Here is a 14,578-nt window from a genome sequence, read left to right on the forward strand (position 1 = left end):
GGCGCTGACGAAACCCCAAGAGGTGACGGGCTGTGTTTGCCTGTTTGGCCCGGAGTCCTCACCTTGAAGACGCCGAAGGAACCGCCGCTCGCCGCACACGTTGTGGCCGTCAGGCTCCAAAGGAAAATCATGGAACAGCTCGTCGAGGAATTCGGCCATCCCACCTACACCTCGTTTCCGGTCATCGCGGCGCGGCTGCTGCTGGCGACGCTTTACGGCGCGGCGATCGGCTTCGAGCGCGAATGGCGCAATCGCCCCGCCGGGCTTCGCACGCATATTCTCGTCTGCGTCGCCGCCGCCACTTTCGGCATCCTGACCATCGAGATCATCCATGCACCGATGTTCGCGCAGGAGTCCGTCAAGGTGGACCCGATCCGTGTGGTCGAGGCAGTCACGGCCGGCGTCGCTTTCCTCGCCGCCGGGTCGATCCTGTTTTCGCGCGGAGAAGTTCATGGGCTGACGACAGGGGCCGGCATGTGGCTTGCCGGCGCGATCGGCGTCGCCTGCGGCCTCGGCCTGTGGCAGGTGGCCGGGTTTGCCACGCTGATCGTGCTGGTCGTCGCGGGGCTTCTGCATCGGCTCCAACCACGGGCCGGCCCTGGGGGAGAGAAGAAACCCGGATCGGCGCCCGCCAAACGGCCGCGCGGCTAGATTCGTTCGATACGCTTTTTGGCGCCAACCTTTGGCGCCAACCTTTTGCGCGGTTGGGCGTTGTCCCTGCGAAGGCAATGCCGCCGCGGGTGGCCGTGGAAGGAGGCCGAGATGAAATCTCTCACTTTTGCGTCGCTGATGCTGGCCCTGGCCGTACCGGCGGCCGCCCAGACGCAGCAGAACCCGGCACAGCATGCCGACAAATGCCGGATGGAGACGGATCAAGGCGGCAAGCAGCAGTCCGGCGGCGGCAATCTGACGGAGAAGCTCAACGATTGTGGTGGGGTGCTGAAGCCGCCGGCCACCGGCGATCAGGGCATGGCCGCGCCGGCGCCCGATGAAGGCAAGACTCCGGTGATCAAGCCGGGCGAGGTGCCGGCGCAGCCGCCAGCGCAATAGAAGGCGGACCTTGTTTCCGCGAAACGGAACCTCATCCAGCAGGAAACGTTTCTTTCGAGAGTTTAATCTGAAAGGACAAGGTCTTGAAGGATATTGCCGGAACGGTCACCATTATTGCCTCTATCGCCATAGTGATCGTCCTGATGTTGATGGCGCCGAAGGGTTTTGGGTTTGAAGCCTCACATCCGATCGTGGATGGCGATCTGCCCGCAGAATAATCCGGTCTCGGTTCCAAAAAAAGCAGGCGAGGGCATCGCCTGCTTTTTTGTTGGAAGGGACCTGCTGGCTTCCCGGAATAGGCCTAGCGAACCAAGACGCCGGCGTGATCGCAGAGCGCCGTGAAGGCTTCCTGCGCCTGTGCCACGCCGTCCTTGTTTTCCAGCGCCGCCTCGACCTTTTCGCGCGCCGCCTGGTAGAAAGGGCCGCGGCTGGCATGCGGCCAGTCGATCAGGATTTCACTGGCGTCCTGAAGCGTCGCCACCTCGCGGATCGTCTCCGCGCCATGCGGCTTGATCCGCATCGGTGTCGACAGCATCATTTCGGCCATTGTCTTTCCCGCTATTGGAGGATGTGTGCTTCGCGTGCGGCGTCGATCATCGCCCGCATCGCCTTTTCCGGCGGCGTCCAGCCATCGAGCGCGTCGCGGCAGCTGCGCAAGGCTGCCCGGTATTGCCGGCCCTGGCCGGCGGGCCAGTCGCCGAGGCATTCCAGGCCCTCCCAGGCGCTGCGCACCACGCGCTCGCGCTCGGGGGCGAATTTCAGGCGGATCGGTCGGGGAAACATCTTGTCGTTCAACGGAAGTCTCCGTGGCATGTCGCCCCGAACGGCCGTTTTGAATCAACGGCATTCACAAGGGGCGCCGGATAACGCCGCCGGCAAGGCAGGGTTCCAGGCCCGAAAGATCAATTTTCAATCGTGCGCGACGCGTCCGACAAAGGTCTCGGCGCCGGCGGATCGGCAGCTTCCGGTGTTTGGTCATCGGGCCGGTCATGCTCGAACTGTTCGGTGCCGGGCAAGGCATGCAGCCAGGTCTCGCGGCGGGTGATCCACAATTCGTATTGCGGCTCCAGGTCGGTCGGCGCGACGTCGAGGCTGCCGAGCATCACCTCGACCTCGGTGTCGCCGACCCAGGCGACGCGGCTGCCGCAGGTCGGGCAAAAGCTGCGCGTGCCGTAACTGGCGACTTCGCCCGATGTCTTGAAGACGTCGCGTGGCCAGATGGCGAAGGCCGAATAGACCGAGCCGCCTGCCTTGCGGCAGTCCTTGCAATGGCAAAGACCAATCCGCGTCGGCTGGCCGGTGACGACGAAATGCACGCCGCCGCACAGGCAACTGCCGGTCCTGCGTATGGTGTCGGACATGGTTGCAGCCTCCCTCGGTCTGGCTTTCGTCAGTCTGGCACGCTACGGGCCGGGCGGGACAGAGGCTCGCCGGCCATTTCGTTCACCCGTAGCGCCGAGCCCGGGTCGACCCTTCAACGCCATGCCGGCGAACTGGTTGCGGCTTGCGGCCGCCACCTTCTAAAGCGCGTCGCGTCGAGGCGGATTCATGCGACGCGCTTTAGAACTTTGTCTTTATGCATGTCGTCCCCCCAAAACCGAGGTCACTTTTGGGCGACATGCATTAGCCGCGCGCGGCCATGTGGTTGTCGAGCTTCTTGCGCGAAGGGCCGTAGCGCTTGATGATGGTCTGGGCTTCGCTCTGCGGGATGCCGTATTTGCGCGCGAAGGCGGCGACCTCATAGGTCTCCTCGCTCGAAACCAGCTTGCGGTCCTGTTTGATCTTCGATTTGTCGTCGGGCATGGCGTGCCTCACTTTCTGTCAGCCGCACGGTCGCGCGGACACCGGTATATGGGATGCCGCGATCAGACATAACAGAGATTTGTGCTGCCGGTTCCACGGCAGGCGGCGGAGGCTGCCGATTCAGGCCGACGGCTGGGTCGGGTCGGCGCCGTGCTGGTCGGTGGCGCTGCAATCGGCACAAGGCGCGCTGGCGCCAGGACAGCCACGGTGATGCGTGCCGGCGGGGCAGCAAAGGCCGTTGGAGCTTGTCCAGCGCGGGCATTGGAAAACCTGCCCGGTGCCGCCGCAGCCGCTACATTCCAGAACCGATGACTGAACCAGATAGGACTTCGTCCCGAACCTTACGCTCGCGCCCACAACACAACCCACCCAAATAGCTGCACCGGACATGCCTGTGCATTAGCCCCGGCTTAAAAGTAGCACGTCGCCGGTTACGAACAAGTTTCATGATCATTAATTGTTCGTGAATGCCGGCGGATGGCAGGTCCGAGGCGTTGGCTGCCCCCTGCCTCAGGCCGGTTTCAGCCACGATCCCAGCCACGGCCTCGACCTTGTCGAGCAGCGCGTCGGAGGCTGCGGCGCGCCGATGGTCAAGGCCTTGGCCATGCTAGATTCCCTCCCTTGGGCGGGACGATCATACCATCAGCCGGCAAACCGAAATAATCCGATTTCACTGGCGCTGAGGGCCGGGGCACTCCACATCATGGCAATCTTGCCGCCATGATTCCGGGCAATCCTGGGATCGGGCAATGACAACGGGGGTTGGCAATGACTGACACGCAAGGCAATTCGAACCGTGCCCTACAGCACGGTGCCGTGGGTACGCGCTCGATCGGCACCGGCATCGTCGCGCTGGCGATCGTGCTGGCGCTGATCGGCGCCGTCATGGGGTCCTGGTATACGATCGACCAGGGCGACCGCGGCGTGCTGTTGACCAATGGCGCGTTGAGTTCGGTCGTCGATCCCGGGCTGCATTTCAAACTGCCCTGGCTGCAGCGGGTCGAGAAGATCAGCCTGCGCCAGCAGGTGCTGAAATGGGGCTGCGAGAACCAGAGCGATTGCGGCAACCTGCCGGCCATGCAGGCCTATTCGCGCGACCAGCAGCCGGCCGACATGCGCGTCACCGTCAATTTCCACGTGCCGGCGGCGGAGGTGTCCAACGTCTACACCAATTACGGGTCGATCGAGGCGCTGGCCGACCGCGTCATCGCCCGCAAGGCGCCGCAGGAAATCAAGACGGTGTTCGGCCAGTATGACGCGGTGTCGGTGATCCAGAACCGGGCCAAATTCAACAAGGATGTCGCCGACGCCATTTCGGCGGTGACAGACGGTCCGGTCATGGTCGACAGCGTCCAGGTCGAGAACATCGACTTTTCCGACGCCTACGAACAGGCGGTCGAGGCGCGGATGACGGCGCAGGTGGAAGTGCAGAAGCAGGAACAGAACCTGCAGCAGGAAAAGATCAAGGCCGACATCGCGGTCACCCAGGCCAAGGGCCGCGCCGACAGCGTCAAGGCGGAAGCCGAGGCCAGCGCCTACAAGACCAAGATCGAAGGCGAGGCGACGGCCGAAGCGATCAAGGCGCGTGCTGCGGCGCTCGCCAACAATCCGCTGCTGGTCGAACTGACCAAGGCCGAGAAGTGGGACGGGCAGTTGCCGAAGTCGATGATCCCCGGCTCGACGGTGCCGTTCCTCGAACTCAGCACGCCGGCGCCGGTGGCGAACTGAGCCCGCGGTGAGGCAGCGAAGAGCCAAACCATGATCCCGAACGGACCTCGGGAGGGATCATGCACGTGGTTCAAAAAGCTCGACGACGTTGCCGGACGGGTCCTCGCACAGAATCTGGCGGCCGCCCGGGCCGTCGACAATCTCGTTGCGGAACGGCACGCCGGCCTCGCGCATCCGGGCGGCGAGCGCCGGCAGGTCCTGCACCTCGAGCACGATGCGGTTCCAGCCGCCCGGCTCGGGCGTGCGGCCATCCGGCATCGGTCTTGCCGCCGACGCCATCGGGCCGGCAAGCCAGAACGTCAGGTCGTCGCGCTTCAGGATGGCCATCGCCGGACCGAACTGCTGCTGCAGCAGGAAATCCAGATGCCTGGTGTAAAATGCTATCGCCAACTCGACATCGCTGACGAGATACCGGACCGTCGCCATCCGCTGGCTCTCCTCACAACCTGATCAAGTGCGAGGAATAGCGTCCGGAGCCAGACGCTGCAAGGCTCGAGCCCCGGCGAAAACATCCTGTCCGCGGTCTCCAGACCGGTGCCGATATCCGGCGCGGCAGCGCTTTCGGACAAAAAATGTCGGGCCGGTGTCGGAACTGCACAGGGTCGCTCGTCCTTGGGTCGACAGCCATTACAAACCCTGGAGAGACAGCATGCCGGACATCACTCAATCGCCGTGGCAGACCGCGGCCCTTCTCATTGCCCGCCTGATCTTTGCCGCCGTCTTCCTGATGGCGGTGACGTTCAAGTTCATGGGCATGGGCGCCACCGCAAGCTTCATCGCCGCCGCCGGCTTTCCCTTTCCGCTCTTCCTCGCCTGGTGCGCGGCGATCCTGGAGGTGGCGCTGGTGCTGTGTTTCCTGAGCGGCGCCTTCTTCACCCAGGCGGCCCTGGTCGCCGCGGCCTATGTTCTGTTCCTCGGCTTCTCTTTCCACGGCCCTAGCCACTGGGCCGGCAACCAGGCCGAGTTCGGCTTCTTCGTCGACCATTTTTCCTTCACGGCCGGGCTGCTGTTCGCCGCCGTGCACGGGCCGGGCAGGGTGCTGGCGCTGAACCTGGGGTGGCCGGGCCGGGCGTAGGGCGAGCCTCACAGCTGATCGTTGTAGGGCTCCTTCATCTGGCCGACCATGCGAGCCAGTTTCGAGAAGGACGGCATGTCCGCCTCGGGCTGGCACTGGTTGGCGAGTTCCAGCAGCCGGATCGGGAAATTGACGGCGTCGCGGCTCGATGCCGACATGCCGCCGGATCGCTCCTCACCGGTTTCGCCGGCCTCGGCCTTGCGCAGCGCGATGTCGATCTCCTGCGCTGTCAGCACCCCTTTTCGAACCAGGACGTGGTTGATCGATGCGACGGCCATCAGCAGGCCTTCGAGTTGCAGATTGGCGACGTTCATGGCGATTGTTCCCTCCATTGACCAAAGGTGAAACGCGCCAGCGGCGTTTCCGATCCGCAATGGAGGGATGGGGCGACGGGATTGGCTCGGCTCAGATCCTGTTGGCGAACAGCAGGACCAGCAGCACCAGCAGGATCGCCGCCGCTATGATGGCCGGCCGCCAGGCCCAGCCGCGCGACCACGGCCAGATCGGCAGCACACCGACCAGGACCAGCATGATTGTGATGATGGTGAAGGCGCCGGGGACGGTCATCCTCTGTCCGGATGTCGGGAAGGTGGAAGGCAAGCTGATGGAAAATAGCCTATTCCTGGACCAGGCGCTCGCCATATTCGCGCCACAGCGCCTTGACGTCCAGGCTGCCGAGGCGCGGGATCGAGGGATCGTTACAGGTGATGGCGACGGCGCTGATGTCGTAGTGGGGAAAGGCACTGGCGACGAAACGGATCGCGTCGCCGAGCGAGTTCACGCGGATCACCGGGTCGGCCTGGCCCTGACCGGTGCTGCGCACACCGGAAACCGAGGCTGGAGCATGCCGCATCCTGAAGACGGATGCCATGGCTGGTCTGTCCATCGTCCTCTCCGACAAAGCGGTGCGACGCGAATCATTCCATGAGCTTTAGCTGATGATCCCACAGCTGCCGGTTTATGAAAAGCCGGCTAGCCAATGCGGGGTGGAGGCGTCCGGTTAACGCCGATCTGGTTGTCCGGTGAGGGCAGTTGTGCTATGATTTCATCCGTGGTGCTGATTTGCGCCGATGACCCGCCGCCGAGGCGGGTTTTGTTTTTTCGGCTTCTCGATCTCGCCGCCTTGTCGAGCTTGGCGAGGTCTGGCATGTTGGCCGCGATGGGAATGGAGTTCTCCCGAAACCGCCAGTGATGGCTGATGACTCCTGCCGCGAAAACCGCGGTGGGAGTCTGTCGATCCCGCCGCCATGGCGGGCTAAATGCTCGCCTCAGAGAGGATCGAGCATGTCTTTTTCGAATTGTCTTGTCGTCATGGTCGGTGGTGCGCTGGGCACGCTGGCGCGCTATCTCGTCTCCAACTGGGCGCTGCCGATGAGCAGCCAGTTGCCCTGGGGCACGATCATCATCAACATCAGCGGCTCGCTGCTGATCGGCTTCTTCGGCACGCTGACGCTGGCCGGCGGGCGCTATCCGGCCTCCGAAAGCCTGCGCCTGTTCGTGATGATCGGCCTCTGCGGCGGCTATACGACCTTTTCGTCCTTCAGCCTGCAGACGCTCGACCTGTTGCAAGCTGGCGATTTCGGCCGGGCGGCGCTCAACATCGGCCTGTCGGTGCTGCTGTGCGTTGGTGCGGTGGCGCTCGGCCACGTCATCGCCGCCCGCCTCAATGGCGGCGCCACTGAGGTGGCGCAAAGCGTGATCGAGGAGGAGGCTCGCGGCGCCGGTTCTAACTGCCTAGGAATTTCTTCTTAAAAACCGTTGACCGGGTGAGGGCAGCCATGCTACATATTTGCCCATGGTGCTGATTTGCGCCGATGACCCGCCGCCGAGGCGGTTTTTTTGTTGGCCCTGACTTGTTGGCCCTATCTTGCAGCGAGCCAGCTCCGATCACCCGATCACCCGATCACCCGATCTTCGAAGCGACGACGGCGAGCGATGCCAGCTTGCCCTCGCTCAGGCTGCGAATGTAGTTCTTGCGCCGCTGCACGAATTCGGCGCCCAGCACGATTTCATTGGCTTGCTGCTGCGCGGGTGACGGCAGGATGCCGGAGCTGGCTCTTTTCAGTGCCAGTTCGACATGCTCGCCGGTTTCGTCGATGACTTCGTCGATCCGGAAGCCGGCGTCGACGAACAGGGCTTTCAGGGTGTGTCGATCGACAAGATGGCTGGCCGCCGACGCGACTGCCCAGGGCAAGGGGTAATACGGCTCGCCGCCAGCCAGCACCGCTTCGGTCCAGATCAGCTTGCCTCCCGACTGCAGCACGCGAAAAGCCTGTCCGATGACGGTGGCCTTCTCGGCGATGTTCATGCCGACATAGAAGCAGATCGCCGCGTCGAAAATGTTGTCGGCAAACGGCAATTGTGTTGCGTCGGCCTGTTGAAACCGAACCTTGTCGCTAAGGCCGCTGAGCTTGGTCAGCCGGGTGGACGCCTCGACAAAGGCCGGCGTCAGGTCGACCCCGTCGACATCGCAGCCATAGGTGGCGGCAAGGAAGCGCGCCGGGCCGCCAATGCCGCTGCCGATATCCAGGATCCGGTCGGTGGGCGAGGGTGCAAGACGGGCGGCATGCTCCTGCGTTGCGACGAGTTCGCGGCCGTGAAGCTGGTCGAACGGATAGAGCTGCGCGGCACTGAGGCTATCGATTTTGGCATCGGGGATGGCGGCCAGTATGCGCTCGACGATGCCGTCGCTGCCGTAATGCGTGGTGACGTTGCTCATGGCCGTCCTCCATCCCAAGGCGCAGCTTCCCATCAATGAATGCATTAGGCAACGCGCGGGCGCCGGAGGGCCTCGAGGGCGAACGCTGCAGCGCCGGCAAATAGTTAGCTAGGAATTTTTTCTTAGAAACCGTTGACCGGGTGAGGGCAGCCATTCATTCCAGACCGATGAGCCGGTGATCGGCACCGACAACATCACGCTGTCGCTCTATCTGTCCGACGACACGCTTGGCGATGCGCAAGCGGCCGCGACGGCCGCGGCCGGCAGTGCTTCCGCCGCCGCCGGATCGGCCACTGCCGCTTCGACAAGCGCGAGCAATGCCGCGACCTCCGCAACGAATGCCGGCAGCTCGGCCACTGCCGCGTCGGGCTCGGCATCCGCAGCCGCCACCAGCGCGACGAACGCCGGCAATTCGGCCACGGCGGCGGCCGGCTCGGCGTCGAGTGCGGCGACATCGGCGACCAATGCGGGGAATTCAGCGACCGCTGCCGCCGGCTCGGCTGGTGCTGCGGCCGCGTCGGCGGCTGCCCTGACATATGCCAGCCAGGCCGAGGCGGAAGCTGGCGCTATTTCCAACAAAATCATGTCGCCGCTGCAGACGAAGCAGGCGATTCAGAACGGCACCTTCTTCCAGCGTTCGGAAACGGGTGCAGTCGCCCTTGCCATCCCAGCCGTGCTCAAGGAGCGGATCAGGCCAACGCATTTTGGCGCCAGTACGGCAGCCAGTGGTGCTGTCAATCGCGCTGCGATCAACAACGCCGTAAACGCAGCTGGCGCCAATGGTGCACTGGTTGAGCTTCCGGCTGGCGTGTTCGATGTCGACGGCACAGTCATCCCGCTGGCAGCCAACGTTACGTTTGCCGGTCAGGGCAGCGCTACCGTGCTTCGCACGACTTCCGCGACGGCCAACGTAATTGATGTCGCGGCCTCCTTTGTTTCGATCCGCGATCTGGCGTTCAAGTCGTCCGTGCCTCGCACGGGCGGCAACTATGTCAACGCACAGGCCAGCGCTAGCCGCTTTTTGCTAAGAAACTTCTATATGGACTCGCCGTTTCAAGGTGTCCGTATCGCCAATGGTCCTGCGTCCGTCTCGATCGAGAGAGGCTACATCATCAACACTGTCGCAACTTCTGGTATCGGCATTCGGATCGAGGGTGGTTTCGACCTGTCCGTTTCCGATATCCTGATGGATGCTCCTAATGCATCGCAGCCGTTCGCCGGTATTTTCGTCAGTGCCTGCGGGGACCTTACTCTGGCAGAATGCCAAATCATCCACGGAGGGAATGATCTCTGCCTAAGCCCAGGCGCGGCAGGCATTAATTCCTTGTGGGCAAATGATTGCTTTTTTGACACCTCTCAGCGGGCGCTTCTTATCGATGCGTCCGGAGGCGCAGTGTCAAGATGCATATTCGATCAGTGCTGGTTTTCGTCGTCGGCCAATGAAGGGATTCGTCTGCAGACCTCTGTGGGCGGTACCATTAACGGTATCGACTTCATTAACCCACACATCTTTTTGAACGGATCCTTCGGCTTTAATGCGGTCGACAGCGGTGTTTCAAACATTTCTTTCATCAACCCCGCCGTGTGCCAGAACGGAAACCATGGTTTGCAATTCGGCAACGGCGTCCAAAAGTTCCGCGTTGTTGGTGGCAAGATCGGCGACGGTAACGGCCTTACCGGCAATGGTGGTTTCGGCATCGGCCTAGGTGGCTCCAACGACAAGTATATCATCAAGGGCGTTGACCTCCAGGGTAACGCGGGCGGTGCGATTACTGGCCACACGGCGGCGTCCTCCAAGAAAGTTAACGGCAATCTACCCTCGACCGCCAACGACAACGGTCAGATCGTCGGCACCGCGACAAATGACAACGCCGTAGCTGGCAATGTGGGAGAGTATCTGGAGACGGTGGTCGCCACCGGGTCGGCCGTCGCACTGACCAATAGTGTTTCAGCAAACATGGGAACATTGGCGTTGACTGCCGGCGACTGGGACGTCGATGTCGTGTTTGAATTTAAGGGCGGTGCAACAACGACGTTGACAGTCCTGATCGGCTCGCTCTCGCTCACCACGGCGACGTTGGACAACACTGTCGGTAGACAAGTCGGACTTCCATTCACAGGCGCGACTTCGTTCAACACCTTGTCCACCATTGGCCTCGCTATACCGCCACTACGGATATCCGTAAGTGGGAATACCAATATCTTTGCAGTGGCGAATGCCGTCTTCGCCGTCAGCACTTGCAGCGTCTTTGGCATCATCAGGGCTAGGCGAGTTAGATAAGCGCCAACGCTGTGCACAGAGAGGGCCAGCGCCCAATTCCCGCGGATTGTCCTTAGCAATTCAGCTGTTGCGAATCTCAGCATCAAGATTGATGCGCTTGATGTCACAAGGCGCAAAGGGCTGGTGAGGCAACCGCTTAGCTCGAAACCGATATGCCACTACCATCCGACGCATTCAGCTAGGACAACTTTTCACGCCACGGTTGGCAATTGGCAGCTTTCAGCATAGTCATCCAAGTAATTCCGTGGCAGTGCCCGCGGATGGAGCCGTCGATCTCGGTACTTAGGTTGGCTCGAATTACAGTTATGCCGACGTACAGAACCGGTGCGGTACTGGGCAGAGCGGCCGCGAGGACATAGGCAAGCGGATCCAGGTAAGGCTCCGCCTCTCGGCCGCTGGATTGTTAGCGCGTGGTTTTAAGCAACGGTGAGCCTTCCAAAATAGCAATTGCCCAGACCATTAGTGGGCGAATCATATTTGCCGGGTATCCATCCGGCGCGCGTAAGCGCCTCGCGAAAATATGACTCATGGAAGCCTAGTTCCATCCAGCCGTGAGCCATAATGGCTCTGAGGGATAATCCGTCGAGACGAGGTCCCCACGGGTAGGGAACCGCATCAGCCCAATAGCCGGTGGGATCGATGATCGGCTCAGCGGCAAAGAGAAGAAAGCCCCCAGGGTTCAACATACCGCGCATCTGTTGCAGGGCTTCTTGGTGAACAAGCGAATGATGAAAGGCCTGGAAGAAGAAAATTCGGTCAAACGGCTCGAAATCGACTCCGGTCAGGAAGTCGCCATGCACGGTCTTGATGGATACGCCGAGCCGTTGGGCCTGCCCCTGGATGATGGAAAGATAAGACTCGTCAACATCCACGACGGTGACATCGCAGCCGAGCCTTGCCAGATACAATGATATCTGCCCGTCGCCTGGGCCATACTCCAAAACCCGCATTCCCGGCTTCACATTCATCTGCTTGATGATCTGACCGTATGCTTCGAGGTAGTTCCCAAGGAACCCGCCATCGTGCGTGTAAACGCCGGGTTTCAAGATCGTCCTTTCGACGTTAATCGGGCTTCGCTCGCACTCGGCCGCGCTGTATTCTTTGCGATTGGAGAGCTTGTAGTAGATTTCGAGGACGCGCTGATGGTACTCGGGCGAGAAGGGATCCTCCGGCATCGTCACGATGCTGGGGTCGGCCAAATGGCAGTTGGCAAGCACCTTCACGCGCTCCAACTCTGTCGGCAAGGCCTTGACGTCAGCAAGAACGCTGTCGAATTCCTCGAGCGATGAAATCGGCCTTGACGCCCGTGGCGCTGCTATCGGAGCGATAGCTGGCTCCGGCCTTACCGCCTCCACACTGACCTCTGGGGCCAGCAGGACGTCTTCCTTGATGGTGGCCGGCTCACTTGTCGCGTTCGGTGTTTTGGTATGATCCGCTGCTCGGATGCGACTCGCCAAGTCGGCAATTGCGACACGACGCGGGTCAGGCGGAAAGTACTTTCGCACGGCGATTCGCAGACCAAGAGGCAGAGTGTTTCGCGCGATCTCTCTGATCATGGCCGGTTCCTCCATGTCCACCAGCGTTAGAGCAGAACCACAGCATCGGCAACCTGGCCGCGCAAATACATCACGCTCCAACTTGAGACGGGCTCATCCCGACGCCAGTCTGCGTCACCTGTATCAGCTCGCCATAGTCCGGCTCTCTGCCGAGCCGAACCTTCACCGGTCCCCACACTTTCCCGCCCCTGACATCGCTGCCTTTGGAGCGGTCATCGGGGGGAAGCTAGCGTGGATATCGCACCCAGCACGCTGACAGCCAAGAAGGTGGTTGCGTTAACCTTACAACCCGACAAGCCGGAGGAGCGGCGCCAACATCCTCGCAGGGCGGCGTAGTGGCTCGGTGGACCGCTTCGCCAAGCTCTCGTGAAGCTGGCTGAGCGCCGTCATGTACGGCAGAGCAATTGTGAAATCATGCTGGTCCGGTTCATCTTTCCTGACTGCGACGCCTATCGGCCCGTTGTCGATGCCAACGCCGTGAGCAATTGCCAGTCGGAAGCCAGCACGGTCAAAAGCCGCAAGTAGGAATGGCATGGACCAGCCGCTTTCGAACCAGCCGTGTTTACGGATGCAGTAGAGAGCGAGAGGGTCCGTGGTGCGTATGCCCCAATGCCGCCATTGATCGTTGATCGGCTCGCCGGCAACTACGATCTTGCCACCGGGCTTGACGAATTTGCCGACACGTTCAAGCACGCTCCAAGGGCGTACGGCATGGTGAAGGCATTCGTAGAAAAACGCCATGTCGAATCGTTCATCAGTTTCGAAGGCATCGAATGTCGAATGAATAGACGTGATGGGCAGGCCAATGCGCGCCGCTCTTCTGCGGTTCAGTTCCACAAAATCGGGATTGATGTCGACGCCAGTGACTTCGGCGCCGCAAAAGGCCATGATTTCCGAACTGAGCCCCCAGCCGCTGCCCATATCGAGAATCTTGGGAGATGGCGGCACATTGGCGGCCATAAGGGCGGAAAGAACGGCCCGCGAATGCTTGGCAATAAAACTGACATGACGAATGCCGTACGGATTGGCCGTGTTCGTCCTGGCATCTATTCCGATCTCAGACTGTTCGCCGGTTATCTGGTCAAGCTTGCGCCCTGATACTTCCTCATAGAGCGCGATCTGTTGTCCCGTGTAGGCTTCCGAAAACGGGTCAAGTCCCTCGTCTACTTTAGTCGTATAAGTAAGTGAAAGATCACTGAAATAAGAGCCGCAGTTGGGGTGCTGCGGACCGCCTCGGCGGTCACACTCCAATACAAATTCATCGAGCTCGTTTGTGGAAATACGTCCAGCACCCATACGCCAATTACACCCCCGTTGCCGCCCAGGGTGCTTTAGGCGAGCGCAGAAGAAAACGCAAACTTCTTCCCCAAACGACCGCGAGCACGATCAGGTCAAGCCGGCTCTTCATCGAACCTGACGGGTCAATTGAGACTGATCCCTGGACGTTATCCTCGTCCTGCGCATCGAGTTCCTTTTTCTATGAGCGTGCGGCTTCAACATCGCCGCCGGCCTGAACCCCGGCACGTTTCACGTCGTTGCCGCCATGCATCAACTCGACAGTGAAATTCATCGGCGCGCTTCTTGACGCCGGCCTCAACCAACCATCATCCGAAAGGAAAACCCATGGACCGCAACTTCGCGCGGGCGCTTGCGCTTGTCTTGAAATCCGAGGGCGGCTGGTCGGACAATCCGGCCGATCCGGGCGGCGCCACGATGAAGGGCGTGACGCTGGCGAACTTTCGCCGCTATGTGAAGGCGGACGCCAGCAAGGCCGATCTGAAGAAGATCGGCGATGACCAGGTCGCGACCGTCTACCGGCGCTTTTATTGGGACGCCGTGCTCGGCGCCGAATTGCCCGATGGCGTCGACTACGCCGTGTTCGACTTCGCGGTGAACAGCGGACCGGGCAGGGCGGCCAAATACCTGCAGGCCACCGTCGGCGTCTCGCAGGATGGCCGCATCGGTCCGGCCACGCTGGCGGCGGCCAGGGCCAAGCCGGCCGGCGTCGTCATCGACCAGCTTTGCGATGCACGGCTGGCGTTTCTCAAGCGATTGCCGACATGGGCAACATTCGGGCGCGGCTGGTCCGATCGCGTCAAGTCGGTGCGAGCCCAGGCCTTGCTGATGTCGGGCCCGGCGCCCGCGCCCGTGCAGCCTGCGACGCCGGTGCCCGGACCGGCCCCGCGGCCGCTCGAGGTTGAAACGGCGGCTGGCAAAACGCCTATGCCCGGGCCGGCGTCGCCGGCCCCTGCCGGTTCCGGTGTTCCGGTTGCCGCCAAGGCAGGCGGGATCATCGCCGCCTGCCTGCTCTTCGCCTATGCCGCCTGGCACCAAATTGCCGTCGCCCTGAAAGGGATTTTTTGATC

Annotated in this window: 19 protein-coding genes and 1 riboswitch; of the genes, 8 read left to right on the plus strand and 11 right to left on the minus strand. The window is 61.8% G+C overall.

Translation table 11 applies throughout. The features are described from left to right. The first annotated feature begins 129 nt into the window (after nt 1-129). The 3 genes from AC56QX_RS17720 to AC56QX_RS17730 all read left to right on the plus strand — a co-directional run bounded on the left by AC56QX_RS17720 (nt 130) and on the right by AC56QX_RS17730 (nt 1,268). Nucleotides 130-651, plus strand: a complete 522-nt coding sequence (locus tag AC56QX_RS17720) for an MgtC/SapB family protein (protein ID WP_497109676.1) — start codon at nt 130-132, stop codon at nt 649-651. Nucleotides 652-762: 111 nt separating this feature from the next. Further along, complete coding sequence (locus tag AC56QX_RS17725) at nt 763-1,050, plus strand: hypothetical protein (protein ID WP_497109677.1); 288 nt, start codon at nt 763-765, stop codon at nt 1,048-1,050. Between the two features lie 83 nt (nt 1,051-1,133). Continuing rightward, nucleotides 1,134-1,268: a hypothetical protein gene (locus AC56QX_RS17730; protein ID WP_497109678.1), complete on the plus strand. Its 135-nt coding sequence runs from the start codon at nt 1,134-1,136 to the stop codon at nt 1,266-1,268. An 83-nt stretch (nt 1,269-1,351) separates the two neighbouring features. On the opposite strand, the gene AC56QX_RS17735 is transcribed toward AC56QX_RS17730, so the two are convergent. From AC56QX_RS17735 to AC56QX_RS17750, 4 genes are all read right to left on the minus strand, one after another. Beyond that, entirely contained in the window at nt 1,352-1,597 is a 246-nt protein-coding gene (locus tag AC56QX_RS17735; protein WP_497109680.1) for a DUF982 domain-containing protein, read from the minus strand. Between the two features lie 11 nt (nt 1,598-1,608). Further along, the gene (locus AC56QX_RS17740; protein ID WP_497109681.1) at nt 1,609-1,845 is read right to left on the minus strand and encodes a DUF982 domain-containing protein; all 237 of its coding nucleotides are present in this window, start codon (nt 1,843-1,845) and stop codon (nt 1,609-1,611) included. 107 nt (nt 1,846-1,952) lie between these two features. Beyond that, nucleotides 1,953-2,411 carry a GFA family protein gene (locus tag AC56QX_RS17745; protein ID WP_497109682.1) on the minus strand — a complete coding sequence of 153 codons (459 nt, stop codon included), beginning with the start codon at nt 2,409-2,411 and terminating at the stop codon, nt 1,953-1,955. A 262-nt stretch (nt 2,412-2,673) separates the two neighbouring features. Then, on the minus strand, nt 2,674-2,853 hold the full coding sequence (locus AC56QX_RS17750) for a DUF3606 domain-containing protein (RefSeq protein ID WP_027052489.1): 180 nt from the start codon (nt 2,851-2,853) through the stop codon (nt 2,674-2,676). Between the two features lie 768 nt (nt 2,854-3,621). Between AC56QX_RS17750 and AC56QX_RS17755 the strand changes: the two genes are divergently transcribed. Then, the gene (locus tag AC56QX_RS17755) at nt 3,622-4,581 is read left to right on the plus strand and encodes a prohibitin family protein (protein ID WP_497109683.1); all 960 of its coding nucleotides are present in this window, start codon (nt 3,622-3,624) and stop codon (nt 4,579-4,581) included. 57 nt (nt 4,582-4,638) lie between these two features. On the opposite strand, the gene AC56QX_RS17760 is transcribed toward AC56QX_RS17755, so the two are convergent. Further along, nucleotides 4,639-5,007 carry a VOC family protein gene (locus AC56QX_RS17760; RefSeq protein WP_497109684.1) on the minus strand — a complete coding sequence of 123 codons (369 nt, stop codon included), beginning with the start codon at nt 5,005-5,007 and terminating at the stop codon, nt 4,639-4,641. A gap of 223 nt (nt 5,008-5,230) precedes the next feature. Between AC56QX_RS17760 and AC56QX_RS17765 the strand changes: the two genes are divergently transcribed. Beyond that, nucleotides 5,231-5,656, plus strand: coding sequence for a DoxX family protein (locus AC56QX_RS17765; protein WP_497109685.1), 426 nt, complete (start codon nt 5,231-5,233; stop codon nt 5,654-5,656). An 8-nt stretch (nt 5,657-5,664) separates the two neighbouring features. Here AC56QX_RS17765 and AC56QX_RS17770 read toward each other — a convergent pair whose 3' ends face one another. The 3 genes from AC56QX_RS17770 to AC56QX_RS17780 form a co-directional block, all read right to left on the minus strand. Next, nucleotides 5,665-5,970, minus strand: a complete 306-nt coding sequence (locus tag AC56QX_RS17770; RefSeq protein WP_497109686.1) for a hypothetical protein — start codon at nt 5,968-5,970, stop codon at nt 5,665-5,667. 91 nt (nt 5,971-6,061) lie between these two features. Then, nucleotides 6,062-6,223, minus strand: coding sequence for a DUF3309 family protein (locus AC56QX_RS17775; protein ID WP_477443496.1), 162 nt, complete (start codon nt 6,221-6,223; stop codon nt 6,062-6,064). A gap of 49 nt (nt 6,224-6,272) precedes the next feature. After that, nucleotides 6,273-6,542, minus strand: a complete 270-nt coding sequence (locus AC56QX_RS17780) for a hypothetical protein (protein WP_497109688.1) — start codon at nt 6,540-6,542, stop codon at nt 6,273-6,275. A 266-nt stretch (nt 6,543-6,808) separates the two neighbouring features. After that, nucleotides 6,809-6,871, plus strand: a riboswitch (Fluoride riboswitch). 69 nt (nt 6,872-6,940) lie between these two features. On the opposite strand from AC56QX_RS17780, the gene crcB reads away from it, so the two are divergent. Continuing rightward, nucleotides 6,941-7,408, plus strand: coding sequence for a fluoride efflux transporter CrcB (gene crcB, locus AC56QX_RS17785; protein WP_497109689.1), 468 nt, complete (start codon nt 6,941-6,943; stop codon nt 7,406-7,408). 151 nt (nt 7,409-7,559) lie between these two features. Here crcB and AC56QX_RS17790 read toward each other — a convergent pair whose 3' ends face one another. Then, nucleotides 7,560-8,375, minus strand: a complete 816-nt coding sequence (locus tag AC56QX_RS17790; RefSeq protein ID WP_497109691.1) for a class I SAM-dependent methyltransferase — start codon at nt 8,373-8,375, stop codon at nt 7,560-7,562. Between the two features lie 175 nt (nt 8,376-8,550). Between AC56QX_RS17790 and AC56QX_RS17795 the strand changes: the two genes are divergently transcribed. Next, a complete protein-coding gene (locus AC56QX_RS17795; RefSeq protein WP_497109693.1) occupies nt 8,551-10,656 on the plus strand; it encodes a hypothetical protein in 2,106 nt (701 codons plus the stop codon). A 416-nt stretch (nt 10,657-11,072) separates the two neighbouring features. On the opposite strand, the gene AC56QX_RS17800 is transcribed toward AC56QX_RS17795, so the two are convergent. Both AC56QX_RS17800 and AC56QX_RS17805 read right to left on the minus strand, forming a co-directional pair. Next, nucleotides 11,073-12,212 (minus strand): class I SAM-dependent methyltransferase, encoded by a 1,140-nt coding sequence (locus AC56QX_RS17800; RefSeq protein WP_497109694.1) that lies wholly within the window; start codon nt 12,210-12,212, stop codon nt 11,073-11,075. A 282-nt stretch (nt 12,213-12,494) separates the two neighbouring features. After that, nucleotides 12,495-13,508, minus strand: a complete 1,014-nt coding sequence (locus tag AC56QX_RS17805; protein ID WP_497109696.1) for a class I SAM-dependent methyltransferase — start codon at nt 13,506-13,508, stop codon at nt 12,495-12,497. A gap of 327 nt (nt 13,509-13,835) precedes the next feature. Here AC56QX_RS17805 and AC56QX_RS17810 point away from each other — a divergent pair, with 327 nt between their 5' ends. Then, nucleotides 13,836-14,576: a glycoside hydrolase family 108 protein gene (locus tag AC56QX_RS17810; RefSeq protein WP_497109698.1), complete on the plus strand. Its 741-nt coding sequence runs from the start codon at nt 13,836-13,838 to the stop codon at nt 14,574-14,576. Nucleotides 14,577-14,578: the final 2 nt, after the last annotated feature.

The sequence above is a fragment of the Mesorhizobium sp. RCAM 06353 genome, from assembly GCF_059683585.1.